Below are 20,598 nucleotides of genomic sequence, written 5' to 3'. Positions count from 1 at the left end.
GAGGCGCTGCCGGCCCCTCAAGGCCAATCCACAAACGAATGCCGCCACCCCTTCCACACCGCAGGCCCCTGCGCCATCTCTGCATCGGTCAGCAAGCAACTGTCCAGCTGCGCGCGCAGGGCGGGCTCATCCATGTCCATGCCGATCAACACCAGCTCCTGGCGGGCATCGCCTACGCGCTCATCCCAGGCTTTGCGGATCAGGGCCAGCGCCTCTTCGTCTTGCGGCCAGCGTTCTTGCGGCACGGCGGCCCACCAGTAGCCGGCAGCGCTGTGGCGGGCCACCGCTCCGGCCTGTGACCACTGGCCTGCCAACGTGGGGTGGCTGGCCAGCCAGAAAAAGCCTTTGGAGCGCACGACTCCCGGCCATTCCTGGTTGATCAGCGCAAAAAAGCGCTCGGGGTGAAAAGGGCGGCGTGCGCGGTAGACAAAGCTGCCAATGCCATAGGCCTCCGTCTCCGGCTGGTGGCTGCCGCGCAGCTCCTGCAGCCAGCCGGGGGCCTGGGAGGCCTGCTCAAAATCGAACAGACCCGTTTGCAGCACCTTGTGCAGGGGCACCTGGCCAAACGCGGCCAGCTCGATGCGGGCGCGCCGGTTCAGGCCGCGCAAGATGCCCATCAGCTGCTCGCGCTCGGCGTCAGACACCAGGTCGGCCTTGTTGAGCACGATCACATCGCAGAACTCGATCTGCTCGACCAGCAGGTCCACGACGGTGCGCTGGTCCTCATCGCCCAGCGATTGGCCGCGTGCCCGCAGCTGGTCGCGCGAGCTGTAGTCGCGCAGAAAGTTGAAGGCATCGACCACGGTGACCATGGTGTCGAGCTGCGCCACATCGCCCAGGCTGCGGCCGTCCTCGCCGGCAAAGGTAAAGGTCTCTGCTACGGGCAGGGGCTCGGAGATGCCGGTGGATTCGATCACCAGCTGGTCAAAGCGGCCTTCGCTGGCCAGACGGCTGACTTCCAGCAGCAAATCCTCGCGCAAGGTGCAGCAGATGCAGCCATTGCTCATCTCCACCAGCTTCTCATCGGTGCGCGACAGCTCCGCCCCGCCCTGGCGCACCAGGGCTGCGTCGATGTTGACCTCGGACATGTCATTGACGATAACCGCCACGCGCCGGCCTTCGCGGTTGTTCAGGATGTAGTTCAGCAGGGTGGTTTTGCCGGCGCCCAAAAAACCGGAAAGCACAGTGACGGGGAGTTTGGCGGGGCGTGTTGTGGCCAGTGGATAGGAGAGGGCGGTGGAAGTCATCGTGGAAGGTGGGGTTGGCGCTGGCTTGGGTGGCTTGCTGCATGCCAAAGCCAGCGTTGGGTGGTGCGTGTGTTGCGGATGTGATATGTTATAACATAACAAATTGAAGCTGATTTTTCTCAAGCGTTCACGGGGGACCGGGGCTGGCAGCCGTTGAGATGTGGAAAGAATACTGATGATTCCAAGAACCTACGCGCAGTGGCGGCACTGCATCACGGTTGAATGCGGCATTCCCTTGAGCGCCGACTTCATCGCGCAACGCCTGGCGGTGTGGCGCAATCCGCAGCTGGAAGAAACCCAGCGCTTCAGGCGCCTCTATGGCGATGCGCATTGGCAGGCGGTGCAGCGCTGGTTTGTGCAGGCGGCACAGGAGCAAAAGCAGGAGGGCGCCGCTGCGGTGCCCCCGCTGCCGGCGCCCGCACAGCAGACCGGCTAAACTCGGGCCTCTGCCTTTGTTGTCACCATGTCCACAGCCGCCAAAACGCCCCAGCCCGAGTTGACCAAGCACCAAGCCCTGGTGCTGCAAGCGCTTGCGCGCGAGGCCAATCCGGCCAGTGCCTATGCGCTGCTCGACCAGCTGCGTGACGAAGGCCTGCGCGCGCCCCAGCAGGTGTACCGCGCGCTGGACAAGCTGATCGAATACGGTCTGGTGCACCGGGTCGAGAGCCTCAACTCCTTTGTGGTCTGCGCCCATACGCATGCCGAAGGGCATGACCATGGTCTGGTGGTGTTTGCCATCTGCGATACCTGCGGCCAGGTCGATGAGTTTCTGGAGCCCGCGGTGGAGCGGCGCCTCAAGACCTGGTCGAAGGCCAACAGCTTCCGCCCCAGCAGCACCCATGTCGAGATGCATGGCACCTGCAGCCGCTGCGCTGCGGCACCGGCGGCCTAAGAACCTGTTCAAAGTCTCTACGCAGCCGCGTTGGAGTGCAATCGGGATGAGTTCGAAGGGATGGAGCGCAGCTTGCACCGGGGTGCAAGCAAGGGCCAGCGCGCAGAAATCGCCCGATTTCACTCCAACCCTTAGGGACAGTGGCTTTGCGAGCGGTCTGCGTCGTTGCAAATCCTCGCAATAGCTGGGCTATTGCTGCGGTATTGCGCGGCTGGGCGCCCCCCTAGCATCCCATCTCGCAAAGACACTGTCGCGGCGCGAGGAGACTTTGAACAGGTTCTAAGCGCCTCGGCCAGCCTCCTTCTCTCCTCACAACTCACGATTCTTCTGCTTCGGTGCATGGCGGCCTGCGCCAGGCTGGGCTGCGCATTTTTCCATTGGCATTTTCATTTGATGTTATAACATCACATTTTGAAGATGCTGCAGGTGCATCGCCGATGCTGCCAGCTTGACTGGGCGGCAGGGCACCTGCGAATGGGTGAGCTATGGGATCAATACAAAAAACCAGGCGCCGCAGTGCCTTGCAGGCCTCGGCGCTGGCGCGCTGTCTGCTGGCGCTGGGCCTGAGCGCGCTGCTCTGGGGCGTGGTGCTATGGGCGGTGCAGCAGCCATGATGCAGTCCGTTCCCAGCCTGTCTGCAGCAGCAGTGCATGGTGTCGATTTTGAACTCTCCAACCTGGGCCTGGGCTATGGCGGCAAGCTGGCGCTGCGCGGTGTCAGTGGGCAGTTTGCGGCCGGCTCGATGACGGCCATCGTCGGCCCCAATGGCGGCGGCAAATCGACCTTGCTCAAGGGCTTGCTGGGGCAGCTTGCGCCGATGCAGGGGTCGCTGCGCTGCCGCTATCCGCGCGCCGCGCTGGGCTACCTGGCGCAGGCTTGCGAGGTGGAGCGAGATTTTCCCATCAGCGTGGAAGACTTTGTCAGCATGGGCCTGTGGGCGCAGACGGGTGCGTTGGGGGCCGTCAGCGATGCGCAGCGGGCGCAGATCAGCACGGGCTTGGCAACCGTGGGCCTGCAGGGCTGGCAGCCGCGCTGGATTGCCGAGCTCTCGGGCGGGCAGTTTCAGCGCATGCGCTTTGCCCGGCTCTGGGTGCAGAACCCACCGGTGATCCTGCTGGATGAACCCTTTACCGGTGTCGACGAGCCCTCCATCGATGTGCTGCTGCAGCTGTTGCAGCAGTGGCATACGCGGGGCCGTACCGTGCTGGCTGTGCTGCATGACCGCGAAATGGTGGAGGCGTTTTTTCCGCAGGCCTTGGCGCTGGCGGGCACCCAGCTGGGCTGGGGTGCAAGCGCCGATGTGCTGCCGTGCCTGGCTGCGCGCGCGGGTGCCAGGAGGCGCGCATGATCGCTGAGCTGTTGTGGCAGCCCTTTGTGGACTACGGCTTTATGCGCCGCGCGCTGGCCGGTTGCCTGGCTTTGAGCGCCGGCGCCGCACCCTTGGGCACCATCTTGCTGCTGCGCCGCATGAGCCTGGTGGGCGATGCGATGTCGCATGCCATCTTGCCAGGGGCCGCCCTGGGCTATTTGCTGTTTGGCCTGTCCTTGCCGGCGATGACGATCGGCGGCCTGGCGGCTGGCCTGATCGTGGCCATGCTCTCAGGCGTGGTGACCCGCTACACCGCCTTGCGCGAGGACGCCAGCTTTGCCGGTTTCTACCTGATCTCGCTGGCGCTGGGCGTATTGCTGATCTCGCTGCGCGGCTCCAATGTGGATCTGCTGCATGTGCTGTTTGGCTCGGTGCTGGCGCTGGATGACCCCACCTTGTACCTGACCGCCACCATCGCCAGCCTGTCGATGCTGGGCCTGGCATTGATGTACCGGCCCTTGCTGATGGAATGCCTGGACCCTGGCTTTTTGCGCCTGCAGGGGCGCATGGGCAGCATCAGCCATGGGCTGTTCATGCTGCTGCTCGTGCTCAACCTGGTGGGGGGCTTCCATTCGCTGGGCACCTTGATGGCGGTGGCCCTGGTGGTGCTGCCCGCCGCCAGTGCGCGGTTCTGGCTGCGCGGTGTGGGCCTGCAGATGGCGCTGTCAATGGGTATCGCCATGGCTGGCAGCGTGCTCGGCCTGCTGCTGTCCTACCACGCGGGCATTGCGGCATCGGCCGCCATCACCTTGAGCCTCGGCTGCCTGTACCTGCTGTCGCTCTGCCTGGGGCGGCTGGGCAGCGTGCGCGCGCAGCGCCAACGGCCGGCCAACGATTCTGTGTCTGAACCAATGGGAGTATCCGAATGAGCAACTTTTACCTGAACCGCCGCGCGCTGCTGGGGCTGGCGCTGACCAGCGCCTTGCCTGCCAACGTCGTCTGGGCCGCGGGCCAGCCGCTGCCCGTGGTGGCCAGCTTTTCGATCTTGCAGGATCTGACGCGCCAGGTTGGCGGTGATCGGGTCAGCGTCTCTGCGCTGGTCGGCCCTGACGGCGATGCCCATGTGTTTGAGCCCACGCCGCAGCAGGCACGCCAGTTGCAGCAGGCCAAGGTGCTGGTGGCCAATGGGCTGGATTTTGAGGGCTGGTTGCCGCGCCTGAAAAAAGCGTCGGGCTTTCAAGGCCAGGAGATCGTGGCATCCCAAGGCATTGCCGTGCGCAGCTTGCCCAAGGGCCAGGGTCATGACCACGGCGCTGGCAAGGAAGGGCATGACCATGACCATGACCATGACCATGGGAACGGCCACCACCATGGCCCCAACGACCCCCACGCCTGGCAGGATGTGAAAAACGCCATCGCCTATGTGCGCAATATCGCCAAGGGCCTGGCCCAAGCAGACCCGGCCAATGCAGCCCAATACGACCAGCAGGCCACGCAGTACATCGCCCGCCTGACAGCGCTGGATGCCAGTCTGCGCCAGCGCTTTGCCGCGCTGCCGGCCGATCGGCGCAGCGTCGTCAGCACCCACGATGCCTTTGGCTATTTTGCCCAGGCCTACGGCCTGCGCTTTGTACCGGTGCGCGGCCTGTCAACCGAATCCGAGCCTTCTGCCCGTGATCTGGCGGCCCTCGTCAAACAGGTCCGCGAAGAGCGCATTGGCGCCATCTTTGTCGAGAACATCTCCGACCCGCGCCTGCTGGAGCAACTTGCCCGCGAGACCGGTGCTGCCATCGGTGGCCGCCTGTACTCCGATGCGCTGTCGCCCGCCGGCGGCCCTGCCAGCACCTACATCGACATGGTCGAGACCAACGCTGCTACCTTGCTCAAGGCGTTGCAGGCGGGTTAAACAATCTGCTGCCATAGTGGATCGCCGTTTGTCCCTGCAGCATGACAGACGGCGTATACGACCACGATGGACTACTGCCGTCCATGGTGCGGAGCGTCCTCCATCTTGACGATTCTCCATGGCGTTACGCACCCGTTTGGCGTCAGGTGGATCACGCACACAGGCTGGGATCTGGCGCGGGTCTGACTTTGTTCAATGTGCGCGTTTGCAGCGGTTTTGGTTTGGAAGGTGCACATTCGACCGCCGGTGTGAACGCTTTGACCATCTCTCTGCCTGATACATACCGTGGGCTAGGGTCGCCCATACGAGCAATCAAATATCTGTTAAGGCTCTCAAATTATAAAAAAACTGATATCAAATTCGCTTTTCTGATCATTGTCAATTGATGTTAATTTGCTTAAATTTTCAGCATTTTAGAAACCCAAAGTAGCGGCAGATGGACTTGTTTTTGCTTGATGGGTAAAAGGTCATCTATGATCCGATCTAATAAATAATCTATAAAAATGTAATTGAAAATAGTATTTATTAATTATTTGTGGATGATGCAATCCAGACCCCTACGACCAAAAGCAACCTCTCTGTACTTGTGTGAGGACTGCAGCACCTTGTGCAGGCTACAGACCACGCTGACCGGTGCCTACGCCTATCCAAAGCTGCGTTTGCTGAATCCGCAAGGATTCAGAACTTTGATGGCTCTGCGCTTAGCGGTTAAGCGGTGTGCATTAGCCGTTGTGGGGGCACTGGCGGCGGGGTTATGCCCCAAGGTGGCGACCGCCGGTCCTATTTTGCCGCATGCTCAATATAGTGCTTCCGCTAGCCTTGCGGCCATTCATGCGACTAGCAGGAGTGGTAACACCCACCAGAAATTGGTCTTGGATGGGGAGGCCTTGGCGCTAGCGAGCCAGTACTGGTATGTTCAGGGCACCCACACCGTCACCAAAAACCTGTACCAGCAGCGCCTGAGCTGGACCTACATACATAAAATGCAGTATCGACAACGGTGCATAGCCACCCAAAGCGCCCCCGCAGATGTGGACCAGGATGCCAACTGTGTGTCCGTGGCAGTCAACGGCGCCAATGGAGAAACGGACAACAGCTGTGCCATTACCAGCGCACCGGTATGGGATGCGCTCAGTGGCATCTATACCGCGTGTGCGCAGCGTTCGGACGCAGAAATGGTTGCCTTTTGCGAGCCAGGGAAGGGCGATGACCAACCCGGGCGGATGGACCTCTACTGCGAAGGCCGTGGCAGCCCCTTGAGCAGCACTGTCGCCCCCAGCGCCTGCCATGCGGGGTTAGAAGGCAACTACATGGTTGAATGTACCGACCCCCAGAACCACTGGAGCAGGCGGGAGCACGGCGGACCGGGCGCCTGCCGCACCACTGTCACGCCCGGCTACGATTTGACCTGTGATGTGCGCCGCACCCCGTGGAGGCCAGTGTCGTCTTGCACACCCCAGGTCCCTGGTGCTCGTAACGGCTGGGTGGGCACCGAATGCCTGCAACAGGACAACATACAGCCCCAAGATCCGACGGCGCAGAGACACAATGGACGACCTGTGCAGGGCGTTCGAGCTTTAAGTGTGATACCAGACGGGGTGCTGGCACCCTGAAACACTGCGTATTGGTGATTGCCGCAGCATTCAGCGCGTGCCAGTGACGGTGGTGGTATGAGGCAGCCCCGCCCCCAGCTGCAGCACCGCCGTTACCATCGTGCCGGCCGGGCTCGATTGCACGCTGAAGCTGGCGCCCAGGCGTTCGGCGCGGGCAGCCATGCTGCGCATGCCCACCGATTGGCCAGCGCGCTGCACGGCCTGCACATCAAAGCCCACGCCATCGTCCTCGACCCGCACCAGCAGCTGGTTGGGCCGGGGCTGCGAGTACTCCACCCGCACCTTGCTGGCATGGCTGTGCTTGATGACGTTGGACAGCGCCTCCTCCACCAGCCGGGTCAGCAGCAGGCATTGCAGCGCATTGGGGCGCTTGCCTTCTTCGACCGTGCCCTGCCACTGCGCGGCAATGCTCCAGTGCGTTTGCACGCCAATCTCATCGAGGATGCGGGTGATGCGGTGGCGCAGCGGCGCGGCCCATTGCACGGGGGTGTCGGGCACCGATGCGCCGGCGCTGGAGCCGTAGTCGATCAGCTGGTTGAGGTCATCGCGCATGCTTTTGAGCAAGGACAGCACGCGCGCGCTGCTGATGGTCTCGTCCGCCTGCTCGACCAGCGCCATGCTGCGCACCAGGGCACCGCCCAGGCCGTCGTGCAGGTCATGGGCCAGGGCCATGCGCTCCTGCAGCTTGGCGTTCTCCAGCGCCTGCACATGCTCGCGCTGCAGCGCCTGGGCCAGCTCGCTGCGGGCAGATTCCACCCCTTGTTTGAGCTCGCGGTTGAAGCGCCGCACCTCATGCATCTGCCGCACCAGCTGGCCGCCCAAGAGCAGCATCAGCAGGCCAATCACCAGCACGCCGCTGAGCGCCGCCCAGTCGCGCGCCACCTGCCAGCGGTCCAGCACCGAGTACAGGTTGTTCAGCGCCACCAAGGTCAGCAGCAGCCAGATGCAGGCGAGCAGGATATGCGCCAGATTGCGCGGCCGTTTGCGCGGAAACCAGGCATGGAGCTGGAACTGCAACCCATTGACCAGGAACACCGCCGTCGCGCCCTGCCACACCAGGCTAAAGCCCTGGCGTGCATGCTCGGCCGGCACCAGACAGGTGATAGCGGTACCGATCAAGGCCAGCAGCCACAAAAAGCGCTCCACCCAGGGCAGCTTTTGCGCGCCAAAGCGGAAGGTGAAGATGCACACGCTCAGCACATAGCCCAGCAGCGCCACCAGGCTGAAGCGGGCACGGGTGAGCGAATCCGGCCAGGGCCACTGGCTGCCCGCCAGGTAGGTGCTCAAATACAGCATCCAGCACAAGGCCATCAGCGCAAACCAGCCATAGGTGCGGGCCTTGCGCTGCAGCAACCAGATGCTGAAGAACAGCACCCCGGCCATCGCACACAGCACGGCATTGACAAAGTAGACCGTGCGCTGGCGCCATTGCTTGCCCGCCTGCACCTGGGCCACCTCTTGCGGCGCGCCCAGGCGCAGCTGGCCCAGGCCCGGGCTCAAGGCGCGGTGGCCCACCGCATACACCCAGATAGTGTTGACCCCGGGCTGCAGCAGCGATTCGGGCAGCAGCCACCAGCGCGGCACATTCCAGCTGCGTGACAGCGGCTCGACCAGGGAGGCATCGCTCCAGAGCAGGTCATGGTTCACATACACCGCACCGGCCACGCTGATGCCATCAATGCCCAATGCAATGGGCTCAGGGGGCGAGGAGGACTCGGCATCGAGCCCAGGCTGTGTGCTGGCGCAGCTGCGCTGCCAGGCAATGCGGTACCAGACCGCGCCATCGTGCGCGGGCCAGCGCTGCGTCCAGAGATCGGGCAGCGTGACCGGCTCCCAGCCCTCGCTAGGGGCGGGCAGCTGCGGGTTGAGCGCGCTGGCGCGTGCCGCATCCACGTGCAGGATTTGCGCCTTGCAGCTGCCAGCCTGGGGAGTGCTGCCTGGCGCGGTTTGGGCCATCGCAGGCCCAGCCAGCAGCACAAACAGCAGCACCAGCAGGTACGCCCCGGCTTGCAACAGGCGGGGCAGGGGGTGAGCGCGCGGGCTCACTCAATCATTCCCCGGGCGCGCGCCTCGCGCACCGCCATCATGCGCGAGGAGACGGCCAGCTTGCGGTAAATGCGCTTGACATGGCTCTCCACCGTATGGCGGGACAGATGCACTTCGTTGGCGATCTCACGGTTGCTCATGCCATCGGCCACCAGGCGCAAGATCTCGGCCTCCCGGGGCGTCAGGCCCACATCGGGCTCGCCGCCGCTGGCAGCGGGCGCTGCGTGGTCGGTCGGCTTGGGCACGCGTAGTGGCAGCAGCTGCAAAATGCGCCGGGCAATAAAAGGGTCGATCGGCGCGCCCCCGCGCAGCACGCTGCGGATGGACAGCATCACCTCGAAATCGTCGCGCTGCTTGAGCACATAGCCCGTGGCCCCGGCGCGCAAGGCGCTCAGGATCAAGTCTTCGGAGCTCCAGGCCGACACCACCAGGATGCCCAGCCCCGGATCCTCGGCCCGCAGCTCTTCGATCAGCGACTGGCCATTGCCATCGGGCAGGCGCAAATCCACCAAGGCCAGGCCCACCGGCCCCTCGGCGAACACGGCCCGCGCCTCTGCCAGCGTGCCGGCAAAGATCAGCGCATCGTCTTCATAGCCAAGCTGGTGCAGCACCTGGCGCAAGCGTTGTTGCAGAAGCGGCTCGTCCTCCACGACCAGGACGGGGACAGGCAAAAGAGCATCTTCAACAAGCAACGAAGGTTCAAGCATGGATAAGCAAAAAAACGCGCGGGCGGACCCCCGCGATGGTATGCGAGTGGGCGAAAAATGCTATCCCTGAAATTGGGGAATTTGCGCGGAATGGTTCCGCTTGGAGCCAGGCCTGCGCAGCGAATGGCAGACGAAAGATCCAGCTAATGCTGGCTTTTAAATCTGGCGGCTGCGAAAAAGCAATATGGCTGGAAATGCAGTTTTATATTTATAGGTTCGACAAATAGATTGACGGAAGTCACACCGTAAGGAATCTCTAAGTTTAGAAACCATAAGTAAATATAGTTCTTTTTAAAAACAGTGATAGAGAGAAACAAAGGTTTCAAGAGAGAATGGCGCCCATTTCTATCATCGAGCGACGGGCGGGGTATGACAGGTCAGAAGGTATCGCAGCCGCAAAGACGAGAGCTGCAACAAAAGATAGTTTGGGTAAGCATATTTTTGATGGCTTTATGGTTGTTGCTGTGGTCCGCATCTGCGGTCGCACAAACTGCCAATATGACTTTGGAGCGGGTAAGTCTTTTCTTCAGCGATGGCGTTGCAGCTGAGGAAATACTACAAGTCCCTGCGCAAGTCCAAGCACCGCTTAAAAACGGCTTGACGCTTATCAATGCCGAGAAATCCAGCTTTGGGGCAAGTGGCGTGCAGTGGAAGTGGTTACTTCGAAATAGCACCGCATCGCCGCTTGACGATGTGCGCATCACCGGCTTTGTGGATATTGACCAGGATGCTGCCGATAACACCTTTTTCAACGAGTCGGTGTTGGCCCCGACGCTGACCGCACCTGCTGGCCATATTGCTGCGGATCGATGGGAAGCGGGAGAGATGGGCTATTGGGCTGGCTCCTTGCTGTCACGCGCTGCGGTCGGTGATCTGCTCAATAGCACCCAGGCACCGGCTGCTGGCGAGGATATGGCTATCGCCCTGTCCGCCATACCCGGGCAATTGGCTCCCGGGCAGGAGCTCAGCGTCTGGTTGGTTGTGGGTGACCAGGACAATGCCGGGGCTACGCAAAATGACCTGGCATCGCTGCGCAAGCATTTTGCGCAGTTCTATCTATTAAAAGGCGCGGCACCGGATAACCGTGCGCAAGTGGATTACGCCGTCACGCAGACGGTGGCCAGTACCCAATACAAGGTGGGTGAGTTGGTGCAATACCGCCTGGTGGTCAGCAATGCCGGCCTGGCTGCTGGCTCGGGCGTGACCTTGAGCAGTACGGTGCCAGCCTCGCTGGCCGATGTGCAGTGGGTGTGTACTGCCCAGGGCCTGGCTGCCTGCGATGCCAGCCCAGGCATGGGCCACCAGCTGCGGGTGGATGCCCAGGTGCCCGCTGGCGCTGGCAACCAGGTGGTGGTGACGGTGACCGGTAAAGCGACTGCAGATGGCGTGCTGACGCACCGAGCCTCGGTGGCGCCAACGAACGCCGATACCGTGGACACGAATGCAGCCAACAATGACAGCCTGGTGCAGGTCAGTGTCAGCACTGCTGGGGCTGCGCAGGCCGATTTGGCGGTGTTCAAAACCACCAGCACACCCAACGTGCTGCCCGGCGGCAAGCTGGCCTTCCAGCTGGTGGCCGTCAACCATGGCCCGGCAGCGGTCAGCGCAGCGCGGCTGCAAGACCTGATGCCCTCGGGCGTGGAGGACGTACGCTGGACCTGCAGTGCACGCGGTGGTGCCGTATGCGGCACCGCGTCAGGGCAAGGCGGCGATATCCACGTGCTGGCGGAGATGCCGGTGGGCGCTTCCATCACCATCGATGTGACGGGCGCCATGGCGCAGGCTGGCGGTCATCTGGTCAATACCGTAACCGTGGCCGCCGAGCTGCCCGATCCCGTGTTGTCCAACAACAGCGCATCCGCCTCCGTCAATGCACCAGCGGGCGCCCTCAAATCCATTCCCACCATGGGATGGCTGGCGCTGAGCGTGCTGTCGGTATGCACGCTGTTGCTGGGCGCACGGTGGCTGCAGCGCAAGGGCGGTGTGGGCAGCCGGCGCAGCTGGATGCTGGCCTTGCTGCTGGTGCTGGGCCTGGGCGCGGGGGGTGATTCGCACGCCATCTTTGTCAATGGCGATTTTGAAAGCCAAACGGTGACGGGCTGGACCAAGCGCTTTGGCCTGAACCCGGGCTTGACCGGCGCGCCGCCTTTTCAAGTTGGCGATGTGCGTTTCAATGGCGGCGGCGTGGAGAAGGTCAGCGTGGTGGATGGCCGCTTTGACCCGCGCGCACCGCAGCTGGTACTGCCGCGCCAGGGCAATTTCTCGGCCAAGGTCAACGACGACGACAACGGCGCACACATCAACGAGATCAGCCAAAAGGGTGTGATCACCGAGACCGACCGCGACCCGGGTGACGGCAAGCTGCATGTGCGCTTCAGCTATGCCGCCGTGCTGGAGGACCCCAGCCACAATCCCACAAACCAGCCTTACTTCTTTGTCGAGATCAAGGATCTGACCAAGGGCGAGACGCTGTACTACGACTTTGCCTTTGCCAACCAGCCCGGCCGCGTGTTCTACACCACGGTCTACAAGGGCAGCAAATGGCTATCCACCCCTTTTATCGATGTGGACCTGGAGGTGCCCGACAGCAGCCTGGGCAACGAGTTGCAGATCCGCGTAGTGGGTGCCGATTGCTCCCAAGGCGGCCACGGCGGCTATGTCTATGTGGATGCCTTTGGCTCGGTCAGCATTCCGCCGCAGGGTGCCTGCGTAAATGATCTGCAGTTGCGCGCCAAACCTGGCAATGTGCAGCTGACCTGGGCCGATACCGGCGCCGCCAGCTATGCGGTCTACCGCGCAGACAAGCTGGAAGGTCCTTTTGTGCGTTTGGGCACCACGCAGTCGCGCCACTCTACCTGGCTGGACCGCACGGTGCAGGCGCAAAAAATCTACTATTACAGCATCCGGGCACTGGATGTGGATGGCCATGCGCTGTGCAGCTCTGGCGAGGTAGCGACCTATGTGCCTGCGCACTGGAGTGTGGGCGACCCGGTGAACCGCCCGCCGATCTTCACCAGCCAGCCCGTGCTGGGCGGGGATGTCCGCCAGCTGTACGAATACCAGGCAACGGCCATCGATGCCGATGGCGACACGCTCAGCTACCAGCTGATGTATGCCCCCGTGGGCATGACCGTGGATGCCGCCACCGGCAAGATCAGCTGGCAGCCAGGCTTGATGGGGGATTTCCGCGTCAACCTGCAGGTGAGCGACGGCAAGGGGCTGCTGGCCAGCCAGGCCTTCTCCATCCATGTGGTGGATGGCAACCTGCCGCCGCAGATCACCAGCCAGTTTCCTGCCAAGGTACCTGCGGGTGTGAGTTTCTCCCACCAGGTCACCGCCACAGATCCCGAGAAAGGTCCGTTGCAGTACACCTTGGGCAGCCAGGCGGCGGGGATCAGCATCAATGCCTCTGGCGGCATTTACTGGACCAACCCCGAGCCCGGCACCTATCCGCTGGTGATCCAGGTCACCGACCAGTTTGGTGCCCGTGATGTGCAGCGCGTGGTGGTGTCCGTGCAGGCGTTTCCGGCATTCACCAGCCTGCCGGTGTTGACGGCCACCTTGGCCCAGCCCTATACCTACCAGGCGCTGGCCAGCGACCGCGATGGTGACGCTATTGTCTACAGCGTGCTCAGCGGCCCTGCTGGCCTGGTGATCAACGCCAGCAGCGGCGCCGTGACCTGGCCATCGCCGGTGGCGGGGACGGCCGCGGTCATCCTGGCAGCCACTGATCCGGATGGGAACCAAGGCAAGCAGAGCTTCAGCATTCGCACCACGGCCACCCCCAACCGGGCCCCGGTGTTTATCGCCACACCGGTCACCTATGTGGCCTACCCCGCCACCTACGGCTATACCGCCTCGGCCAGCGATGCCGATGGTGACAACCTGGTCTGGAAGCTGCTGCAGGCACCAACGGACATGACGATCAACGAGCGCACGGGCGCGATCGCCTGGAAATTTGCCAGCCATGTGGCGGGCAAGTTTGCCGTGCGCGTGCAGGTGGACGACCAGCGTGGTGGCCAGACCGAGCAGGCGTTTGAAATCCAGCTACCGGTGTATGGCAATGGTGCGCCCACCATCACCAGCCGCCCGCCTAGCCAGGTGCGCGCTGGCGCCATCTATAGCTACTCGGTCATTGCTACAGACCCTGAGGGCGAGACGCTCAGCTACCGCCTCGCCTCCGGGCCTGCAGCAGCTGCTTGGGCTGGCAACCAGCTGAGCTGGGCCACCAGCGTGGCCGATGTGGGCGTGCATGCGCTGCTGATCGAGGTGGCCGATACCGCCGGCAACGTGGCGCAGCAGAACTGGCAGCTCGAAGTGCTGCCCGCCAGCGGCAACCAGCCGCCGGTGATCAGCTCCACCCCCAAAGTGACGGCCGTTGCTGGTGGGGTGTATGAATACCAGGTGGTGGCCACCGACCGCGATGGTGACCCGCTCAGCTACCAGCTGCTGACCGGCCCGGCAGGCATGACGATCTCTGCCACCGGCAAGCTGGAGTGGCCCGTGCCCGCAGGCTTTGCCGGCAGCGAGACGGTGGAGATTAAAGTGGCCGATGGCCGGGGTGGCGAAGTGACCCAGGCCTATGCGATAGGCGTGGGCGTTACCGCCAACCGGCCGCCGCTGATCAATTCGACCCCGGTCGCCACCGGCACGGCCGGCGCAGCCTACCTGTACCAGATTCTGGCCAGCGATCCCGATGCGGATGTGCTGACCTACAGTGTCTCCACCAGCGAGCCTGGGATCACCATCGATGCGCAGACGGGCCGGGTCTCCTGGGCCGTACCGGCAGGCACGAGCGGACAGGCGCAGCTGACCGTGCTGGTGACCGACGGCAAGGGCGGTACCGCATCGCAGACCTATGCCATTGGCGTGGGCCAGCCCGGCAACCGTCCGCCTCGGGTGACCACGCAGCCAGGCACCAGCGCTGTCTCGGGCGCCAGCTATACCTATGCGCTCAAGTCCGTGGATGCCGACGGCGACACCTTGGTCTATGCATTGACGGAGTTCCCGCAGGGCATGCTGATTGACAGCAGCACCGGTGCCATCCAGTGGAGCATTCCGGCCAATGTGGCAGGGCTGGCACCTGTGATGGTGGAGGTGACGGACGGCAAGGGTGGCATCGCCACCCAGGGCTACGCCATCTCGGTCTCGGGCGCCTCCAACCGCGCACCCGCATTCAGCTCCACACCGGTGACTTCGGCCACCGCAGGCTCGGCCTACGCCTACACGGCGCGGGCGACCGATCCGGATGGCGATGCCATCAGCTATACGCTGGTCTCCGCCCCGGTTGGCATGGCCATCAACGCCGCATCGGGTGCCATCAGCTGGACGCCGACCTTGGCGCAAGGCGGCACCCATGCAGTAGCCGTACGCGCCACCGATGCGAAGGGTGCCTATGCCACGCAAAGCTTTGGCGTTTACGTGCAGCTGCCCAACAACAACCCGCCACAAATCAGCAGCAAGCCCACGCTGCGCTGGGCCCCGGGCGTGCCCTACCAATACCAGGTCACGGCTACAGACCATGAAAACGACCCACTGACCTATGCGCTGGACAAGGCCCCTGCGGGCATGGCCATGGCGGCCAGCGGCCTGCTGACCTGGAACAGCCCGGTGCTGGGCAGCCATGCGGTAGAGATCAAGGTGCAGGACACCCGTGGCGCCTATGTGGTGCAAAGCTATACCTTGCAGATTGCGGCCAACCGCGAGCCGGTCATCACCAGCGCGCCCGTGCCCACTGCGGCCATTGCTGCGCCTTATGCCTACCAGGTGGTGGCCACAGACCCGGATGGTGACTTCCTCACCTACCGGATGAGCGGCGCACCGGCCAGCTTGACCCTGTCGGCCATAGGCCTGATCTCGGGCACACCAACTGCCCAGGGCACGCATGCGATTACCGTGACGGTGTCGGACGGCCAGGCCTCCGTCACCCAGAGCTGGACCTTGCGCGTGACCGAGCCCGCAGCGGGCGGACCGCTGGAGGCAGGCGTGACGCCATCGCCCAAGTACCTGAACCTGGGTGAATCGACGACCCTGCAGGTGTTTGCGCAAGGCGGCACAGCGCCCTATACCGTCAGCAGCCTGACGGTGAACGGCCGCGCCGTGACCGTGGATGCCGCTTACCAGGCTGTCTTCACGCCCACGTCGATGGGCAAGCACAACCTGCGCCTCACCTTGCGCGATGCCAAGGGCAGCAGCGTGACCGTGGACGACTGGTTCGGCGTCAAGGACCCCAGCGATGTGCTGGCGCCATTGGCTGCCATCACCGCGCCGGGCAGCTCGGACGACATCACGGTGACCGACGTGTTCGAGCCCACGGCCATCATCGGCACGGCCTCCGATGCCAACCTGGCCGAGTACCTGCTGATGATCTCGCCAGCCGGGCAGAACCAGTGGAGCAAGATTGGCGGCGGCATTGCCAGCGTGACGGCCGCCAAGCTCGGCGACCTGAACCCCCAGACCCTGGCCAACGGCTTGTACGACCTGGGCCTGATCGTGCGCGATATCTCGGGCAATGAGACCAGCGCCAAGGTGACGGTGGCTATCAGCGGTGAGCAAAAGGCGGCGCCCCTGCAACTGACCTTCACCGACATGGCTTTTGAGATCGAAGGGCTGCCACTGACGGTACGGCGCAGCTACGACTCGCTCAAGCGCGCGCAGCGCATGGACTTTGGCTACGGCTGGACGGTGGACTACCAGGACGTCTGGTTGCAGACCAATGGTGTGCTGGGTCGCTCTTGGGTGATGCAGGAGACGGGCTCGGGCTTCAATCGCAAGATCTGCGTTCGGCCCCAAGGCTCCCGCGTGGCATCGGTGCGTATGCCCGATGGCAGGCTCGAGCAGTTCGACCTGCGTGCCAGCCCCGAATGTGTGAGCGTGCTGCAGTGGGCGTCCAACCCCAGCGTCAGCCTCGCATTCAGCGCCAAGGCCAGCAACAAGAGCGGCAGCAAGCTCGAAGCGCTGGGCTACAGCGATCTGCGCCTTGCCGGCGGTGATCTGTTCGACCTGGGCACGACCGAGACCTTCAACCCCAGCCAGTACAAGCTCACCACCCTGGATGGCATCGAGTACATCCTGAACAAGGACTTCGGCATCCAGCAGATCAAGGACCGCAACGGCAACAGCCTGCAGTTCACGCGCAGCGGTATCAGCCACTCTGGCGGCTGGGCGCTGGCCTTCACGCGCGATGCGCAGGGCAAGATCAGCAAGATCAGCGGCCCAGGCGGCCAGGTGCTGAACTATGGCTACGATGCGGCGGACAACCTGATCTCCGTGGTCGACCAGAGCAATGCCGTCTCCGACTTCCGTTACGAGAACCCCAAGGTGGCGCATGGCCTGACCAGCTACACCGATCCGCTGGGCCGGCTGGCGCTGAAGACCACGTATGACGACGCCGGGCGCGTGCTGAGCCAGACCGATGCCGCCGGCAAGGCCGTGACGGTGAGTACCGACAACACGGCAAACAAGCAGACCATCAAGGACCGCAACGGCAACACCACCGTGTATGACTTTGATGACCGGGGCAATATCACCCGCGTAGTGGATGCTGCAGGTGGCACCACCCAGTATGCCTATGACGCCAATGACAACGAGATCGAGGTGATCGATGCGCTGGGCCGCAAGACCACGCGCAGCTACGACGCCTTCGGCAATGTCACCAGCGAAACCGACCCCGCCGGCCGTGTGACCAAGACGGCCTTCAATGCGCAAGGCAATGTCAGCACCATCACCGATGCGGCAGGCAACGTCACCACCAATGGCTACAACGCCAGCGGTGATCTGACCGCCATCACCGATGCCGCCGGCAAGGCCTTTGGCATGGGCTACAGCCCGACGGGCAGCCTGAGCAGCATGACCGACAAGGTCGGCAATTCCACGCGCTACACCTATGCCAAGATCAATGGCACCACGCTCAAGCAGACCGAGACGGCTCCGGACGGCACGGTGACCACCTACGCTTACGACAGCGCCGGCAACGTCACCTCCACCACGCGCGCCATCGTCACCCAGCCGGGCCAACCCGCCACCACGGTGGTAGAAAAGACCAGCTACGACACCAAAGGCAATGTCACCAGCCGCACTAACGCGGTGGGCGATACCAGCACCTACCTCTACGATGCGGCGGGCCAGCTGGTGCAAGAGACCGACAGCCAGGGCCGCAAGACGGCGCATGAGTACAGCCTGCGCGGTGAAAAATCCAAGACCACCTACCCGGATGGCAAGGTAGAGAGCTGGGCCTATGACAACAACGGCAACGAAACCCAGAGCTGCATCGGTAGCCTGTGCACGCGCACAGCCTACGATGCGCTGGACCGCGCCACCAAGGTCACCGACCCGATGGGCTTTGCCGTCGAGAGCGTGTACGACGCAGCAGGCCAGCTCAGCTCCAGCAAGGATGCGCGCGGCAACAGCACGGCGTTTGAATACGACCTGGCTGGCCGCGAAACCAAGCAGACCAATGCCGCTGGTGTTGCGGTGATGCGCGAGTACGACCTGGCGGGCAACCTCGTCAAGACCACCGATGGCTTGGGCCGGGCGACGGTCCACGTCTACAACAGCACCCAAAAGCGCACCAGCACGACCTTGGCCAATGGCGCGGTGACGCAGTTTGCGTATGACGCCAATGGCGTGCTGCTGAGCGAGACCAACCCGCTGGGCCATGCCTACCAGTTTGGCCACGATCCGCTGGGCGCCCTCAAGACCGTGACCGACCCACTGGGCAAGGCGACCGGCTACACCTGGAATGGCAGCAACCAGCTGCTGACCCAGACCGATGCCAACGGCCACACCACTCGCTATGGCTATGACAGCGCTGGCCGGCGTGTGGCGCGCACCCTGCCAGGCGGCAAGAGCGAAGGCCTGGTCTACGACAGCGAAGGCCGTCTGGTAAGCCGTACTGACTTTGACGGCAGCCAGACCATCTACAGCTATGACGTAGGCGGCAAGCTCAGCAAAGTCACGCGCAGCGATGGCCGCAGCCTGAGCCAAGGCTATGACAGCGTTGGCCGCATGAACAGCCAGACCGATACCGCCTATGGCAACCTGGGTCTGACCCTGGACGGCAACGACCGCGTCACCCGCGAGGTCTGGAGCCACAGCAGCCTGGGCACCAGCTTCAGTGCGACCTTGGACTACGCCTGGGACGCCAACAGCAACCGCACCCAGGTCAGCACCTCGGGCCAGACCATCAAGGCCAGCTACAACACGCTCAACCAGCTGGAGACCCTGACCCACCCCGATGGCAGCACCACCCGTTTTGCCTACGACAACGCAGGCAACCGGGTGCAGGTGACGCGGGCCGACGGCAGCACCACCGACTACCAGTACAACCTGGCCAACCAGCTGACCGCCGTGCTACACAAAAAGGCAGACGGTGCAGACATTGCCAGCTTTGTCTACACCCTCAATGCCGCAGGCCAGCGCACCCAGGTGGCCGAGCGCATGGTGGGGGTCGGCAGCCCGGCAGCAACGGTGGAGCGCTCGGTGCACTACCAGTACGACGCTGCTGGCAAGCTGCTGCAAGAACGGGTGGCACAAACCGCGCCTGCGGTGTTTGACTCGACCATCGACTACGTCTACGACGACGTGGGCAACCGCAGCCGTCGCAGCGTCAGCCACAACGGCCAGGTCACCACCTACCAGTACGACAGCCATGACCGCCTCACGCAAAGTGTGGATAGCCTCAACGGCACCACCACCTACCAGTGGGACGAGCGCGGCAACCTGGTGCAGAAGGCATCACCCTCCGATACCACCACCTATGCCTGGACAGTGGACAACCGCCTGGCCAAGGTCAGCACCGGTGCCAAAACCGTCGAGTACGGCTATGACAGCAGCGGCCGCCGCATCAAGCGCCTGGTCAAAGAGGGCGCCACCACCACGGAGACCCACTACAAGGTCGACCACCAGCGCAGCTACAGCGAGATCCTGGTTGAGAGCACCAAGGTCAACAGCGGCGCCTGGGTCGATACCGTGCATGTGCACACCCCCGATGGCTTAGGTGAGCTGATCGCCAGCACTTCGGCCGGCGTGCAAACCCAGCTGTTCAGCGATGGCTTGGGCAGCGTACGAGTGGCCCAAACCGCTGCCACCAGCCATGCCTTCAGCTACGACGCATTCGGCATTGCGCTGGGCGCCACCGAAGGCATGCCCGCCAATGCGGCCGATGCTGCTGCTACCAGCCACCGCTACACCGGCGAGTATGCGGATAGTCAGACGGGGCTGCTGCACCTCCGTGCGCGTGATTACGATCCGCAGGTTGGTCGCTTTATCTCGATGGATGAGCATCCGGGAAAGGAAAGTATCCCGCTGACACTCAATAAGTACATCTATGTCAACGCTGACCCGGTCAATCACATTGACCCAAGCGGCAATATCTTCACGATGGCTGGAACGATGACTTCGGTTGGACGCCAGATGAATATCGTAAGGTTTAACTTCATCAATGTTGGCCGCCAAGCAGGGGGCGCGGCCATACGCAATCTAGGCCAATTGGTCGAGCGGCGTATTGGAGGAATGATTCAGCAGTGCTTGAAGCCGGGGGTCAAAATGACAAGGGGTTGGAGCACAGGAGATGGCAAGGTCACGGTCGATTTCTTCTTGGAAATGGGCAAGAAAACTAAGGCGATGGAGGTGAAATACAGCTTGGGCAGTGCATCGAGTGAGGCGTTTGCGCGTGCGGCACGACAGCTGAAATCTGCATTGAAAAAAACCGACGATGTTGTGCTGGTTTCCTTCAAGGAAATATCCCAGCGTCATCAAAAATCGATGCTAGACAAGCTCGGAAATCCTGGCGTAGCTCCACAGATGGGCGCAATGGTCGAACTTGCGGCGATGCTCGGCGAGTTTGTTATTGAAGGTTGTATTAAATAATACGGAGGT

General features: G+C 63.0%; 10 protein-coding genes. 7 read left to right on the top strand and 3 right to left on the bottom strand.

Features of this window, described 5'->3' with window-relative positions; all coding sequences use genetic code 11:
* Positions 1–17: 17 nt before the first annotated feature.
* Positions 18–1,247, bottom strand: coding sequence for a zinc metallochaperone GTPase ZigA (gene zigA, locus WH367_RS09595; RefSeq protein ID WP_339535765.1), 1,230 nt, complete (start codon positions 1,245–1,247; stop codon positions 18–20).
* A gap of 175 nt (positions 1,248–1,422) precedes the next feature.
* Here zigA and WH367_RS09590 point away from each other — a divergent pair, with 175 nt between their 5' ends.
* From WH367_RS09590 to WH367_RS09565, 6 genes are all read left to right on the top strand, one after another.
* On the top strand, positions 1,423–1,683 hold the full coding sequence (locus WH367_RS09590; protein ID WP_339535764.1) for a hypothetical protein: 261 nt from the start codon (positions 1,423–1,425) through the stop codon (positions 1,681–1,683).
* A 27-nt stretch (positions 1,684–1,710) separates the two neighbouring features.
* Positions 1,711–2,139, top strand: coding sequence for a Fur family transcriptional regulator (locus WH367_RS09585; protein WP_339535762.1), 429 nt, complete (start codon positions 1,711–1,713; stop codon positions 2,137–2,139).
* Between the two features lie 485 nt (positions 2,140–2,624).
* Complete coding sequence (locus tag WH367_RS09580; RefSeq protein WP_339535760.1) at positions 2,625–2,753, top strand: hypothetical protein; 129 nt, start codon at positions 2,625–2,627, stop codon at positions 2,751–2,753.
* Complete coding sequence (locus WH367_RS09575; RefSeq protein WP_339535759.1) at positions 2,750–3,487, top strand: metal ABC transporter ATP-binding protein; 738 nt, start codon at positions 2,750–2,752, stop codon at positions 3,485–3,487. Before WH367_RS09580 ends, WH367_RS09575 begins: the two co-directional genes overlap by 4 nt.
* Complete coding sequence (locus tag WH367_RS09570; protein WP_339517048.1) at positions 3,484–4,377, top strand: metal ABC transporter permease; 894 nt, start codon at positions 3,484–3,486, stop codon at positions 4,375–4,377. Before WH367_RS09575 ends, WH367_RS09570 begins: the two co-directional genes overlap by 4 nt.
* Positions 4,374–5,354: a metal ABC transporter substrate-binding protein gene (locus WH367_RS09565; protein ID WP_339535757.1), complete on the top strand. Its 981-nt coding sequence runs from the start codon at positions 4,374–4,376 to the stop codon at positions 5,352–5,354. Before WH367_RS09570 ends, WH367_RS09565 begins: the two co-directional genes overlap by 4 nt.
* A gap of 1,643 nt (positions 5,355–6,997) precedes the next feature.
* Here the strand turns inward: WH367_RS09565 and WH367_RS09560 are convergent.
* Both WH367_RS09560 and WH367_RS09555 read right to left on the bottom strand, forming a co-directional pair.
* Entirely contained in the window at positions 6,998–9,013 is a 2,016-nt protein-coding gene (locus WH367_RS09560; RefSeq protein ID WP_339535755.1) for a sensor histidine kinase, read from the bottom strand.
* Positions 9,010–9,720 (bottom strand): response regulator transcription factor, encoded by a 711-nt coding sequence (locus WH367_RS09555; RefSeq protein ID WP_339535753.1) that lies wholly within the window; start codon positions 9,718–9,720, stop codon positions 9,010–9,012. The genes WH367_RS09560 and WH367_RS09555 overlap by 4 nt, the downstream gene beginning before the upstream one ends.
* A gap of 597 nt (positions 9,721–10,317) precedes the next feature.
* On the opposite strand from WH367_RS09555, the gene WH367_RS09550 reads away from it, so the two are divergent.
* On the top strand, positions 10,318–20,589 hold the full coding sequence (locus WH367_RS09550; protein WP_339535751.1) for a putative Ig domain-containing protein: 10,272 nt from the start codon (positions 10,318–10,320) through the stop codon (positions 20,587–20,589).
* The last annotated feature ends 9 nt before the right edge of the window (positions 20,590–20,598 follow it).

It is taken from the genome of Comamonas sp. MYb21, from assembly GCF_037479395.1.
GTDB lineage: Bacteria > Pseudomonadota > Gammaproteobacteria > Burkholderiales > Burkholderiaceae_C > Comamonas.
Note: the sequence above shows the minus strand (reverse complement) of the source record. Positions and strands in the feature narration are given on the sequence as shown.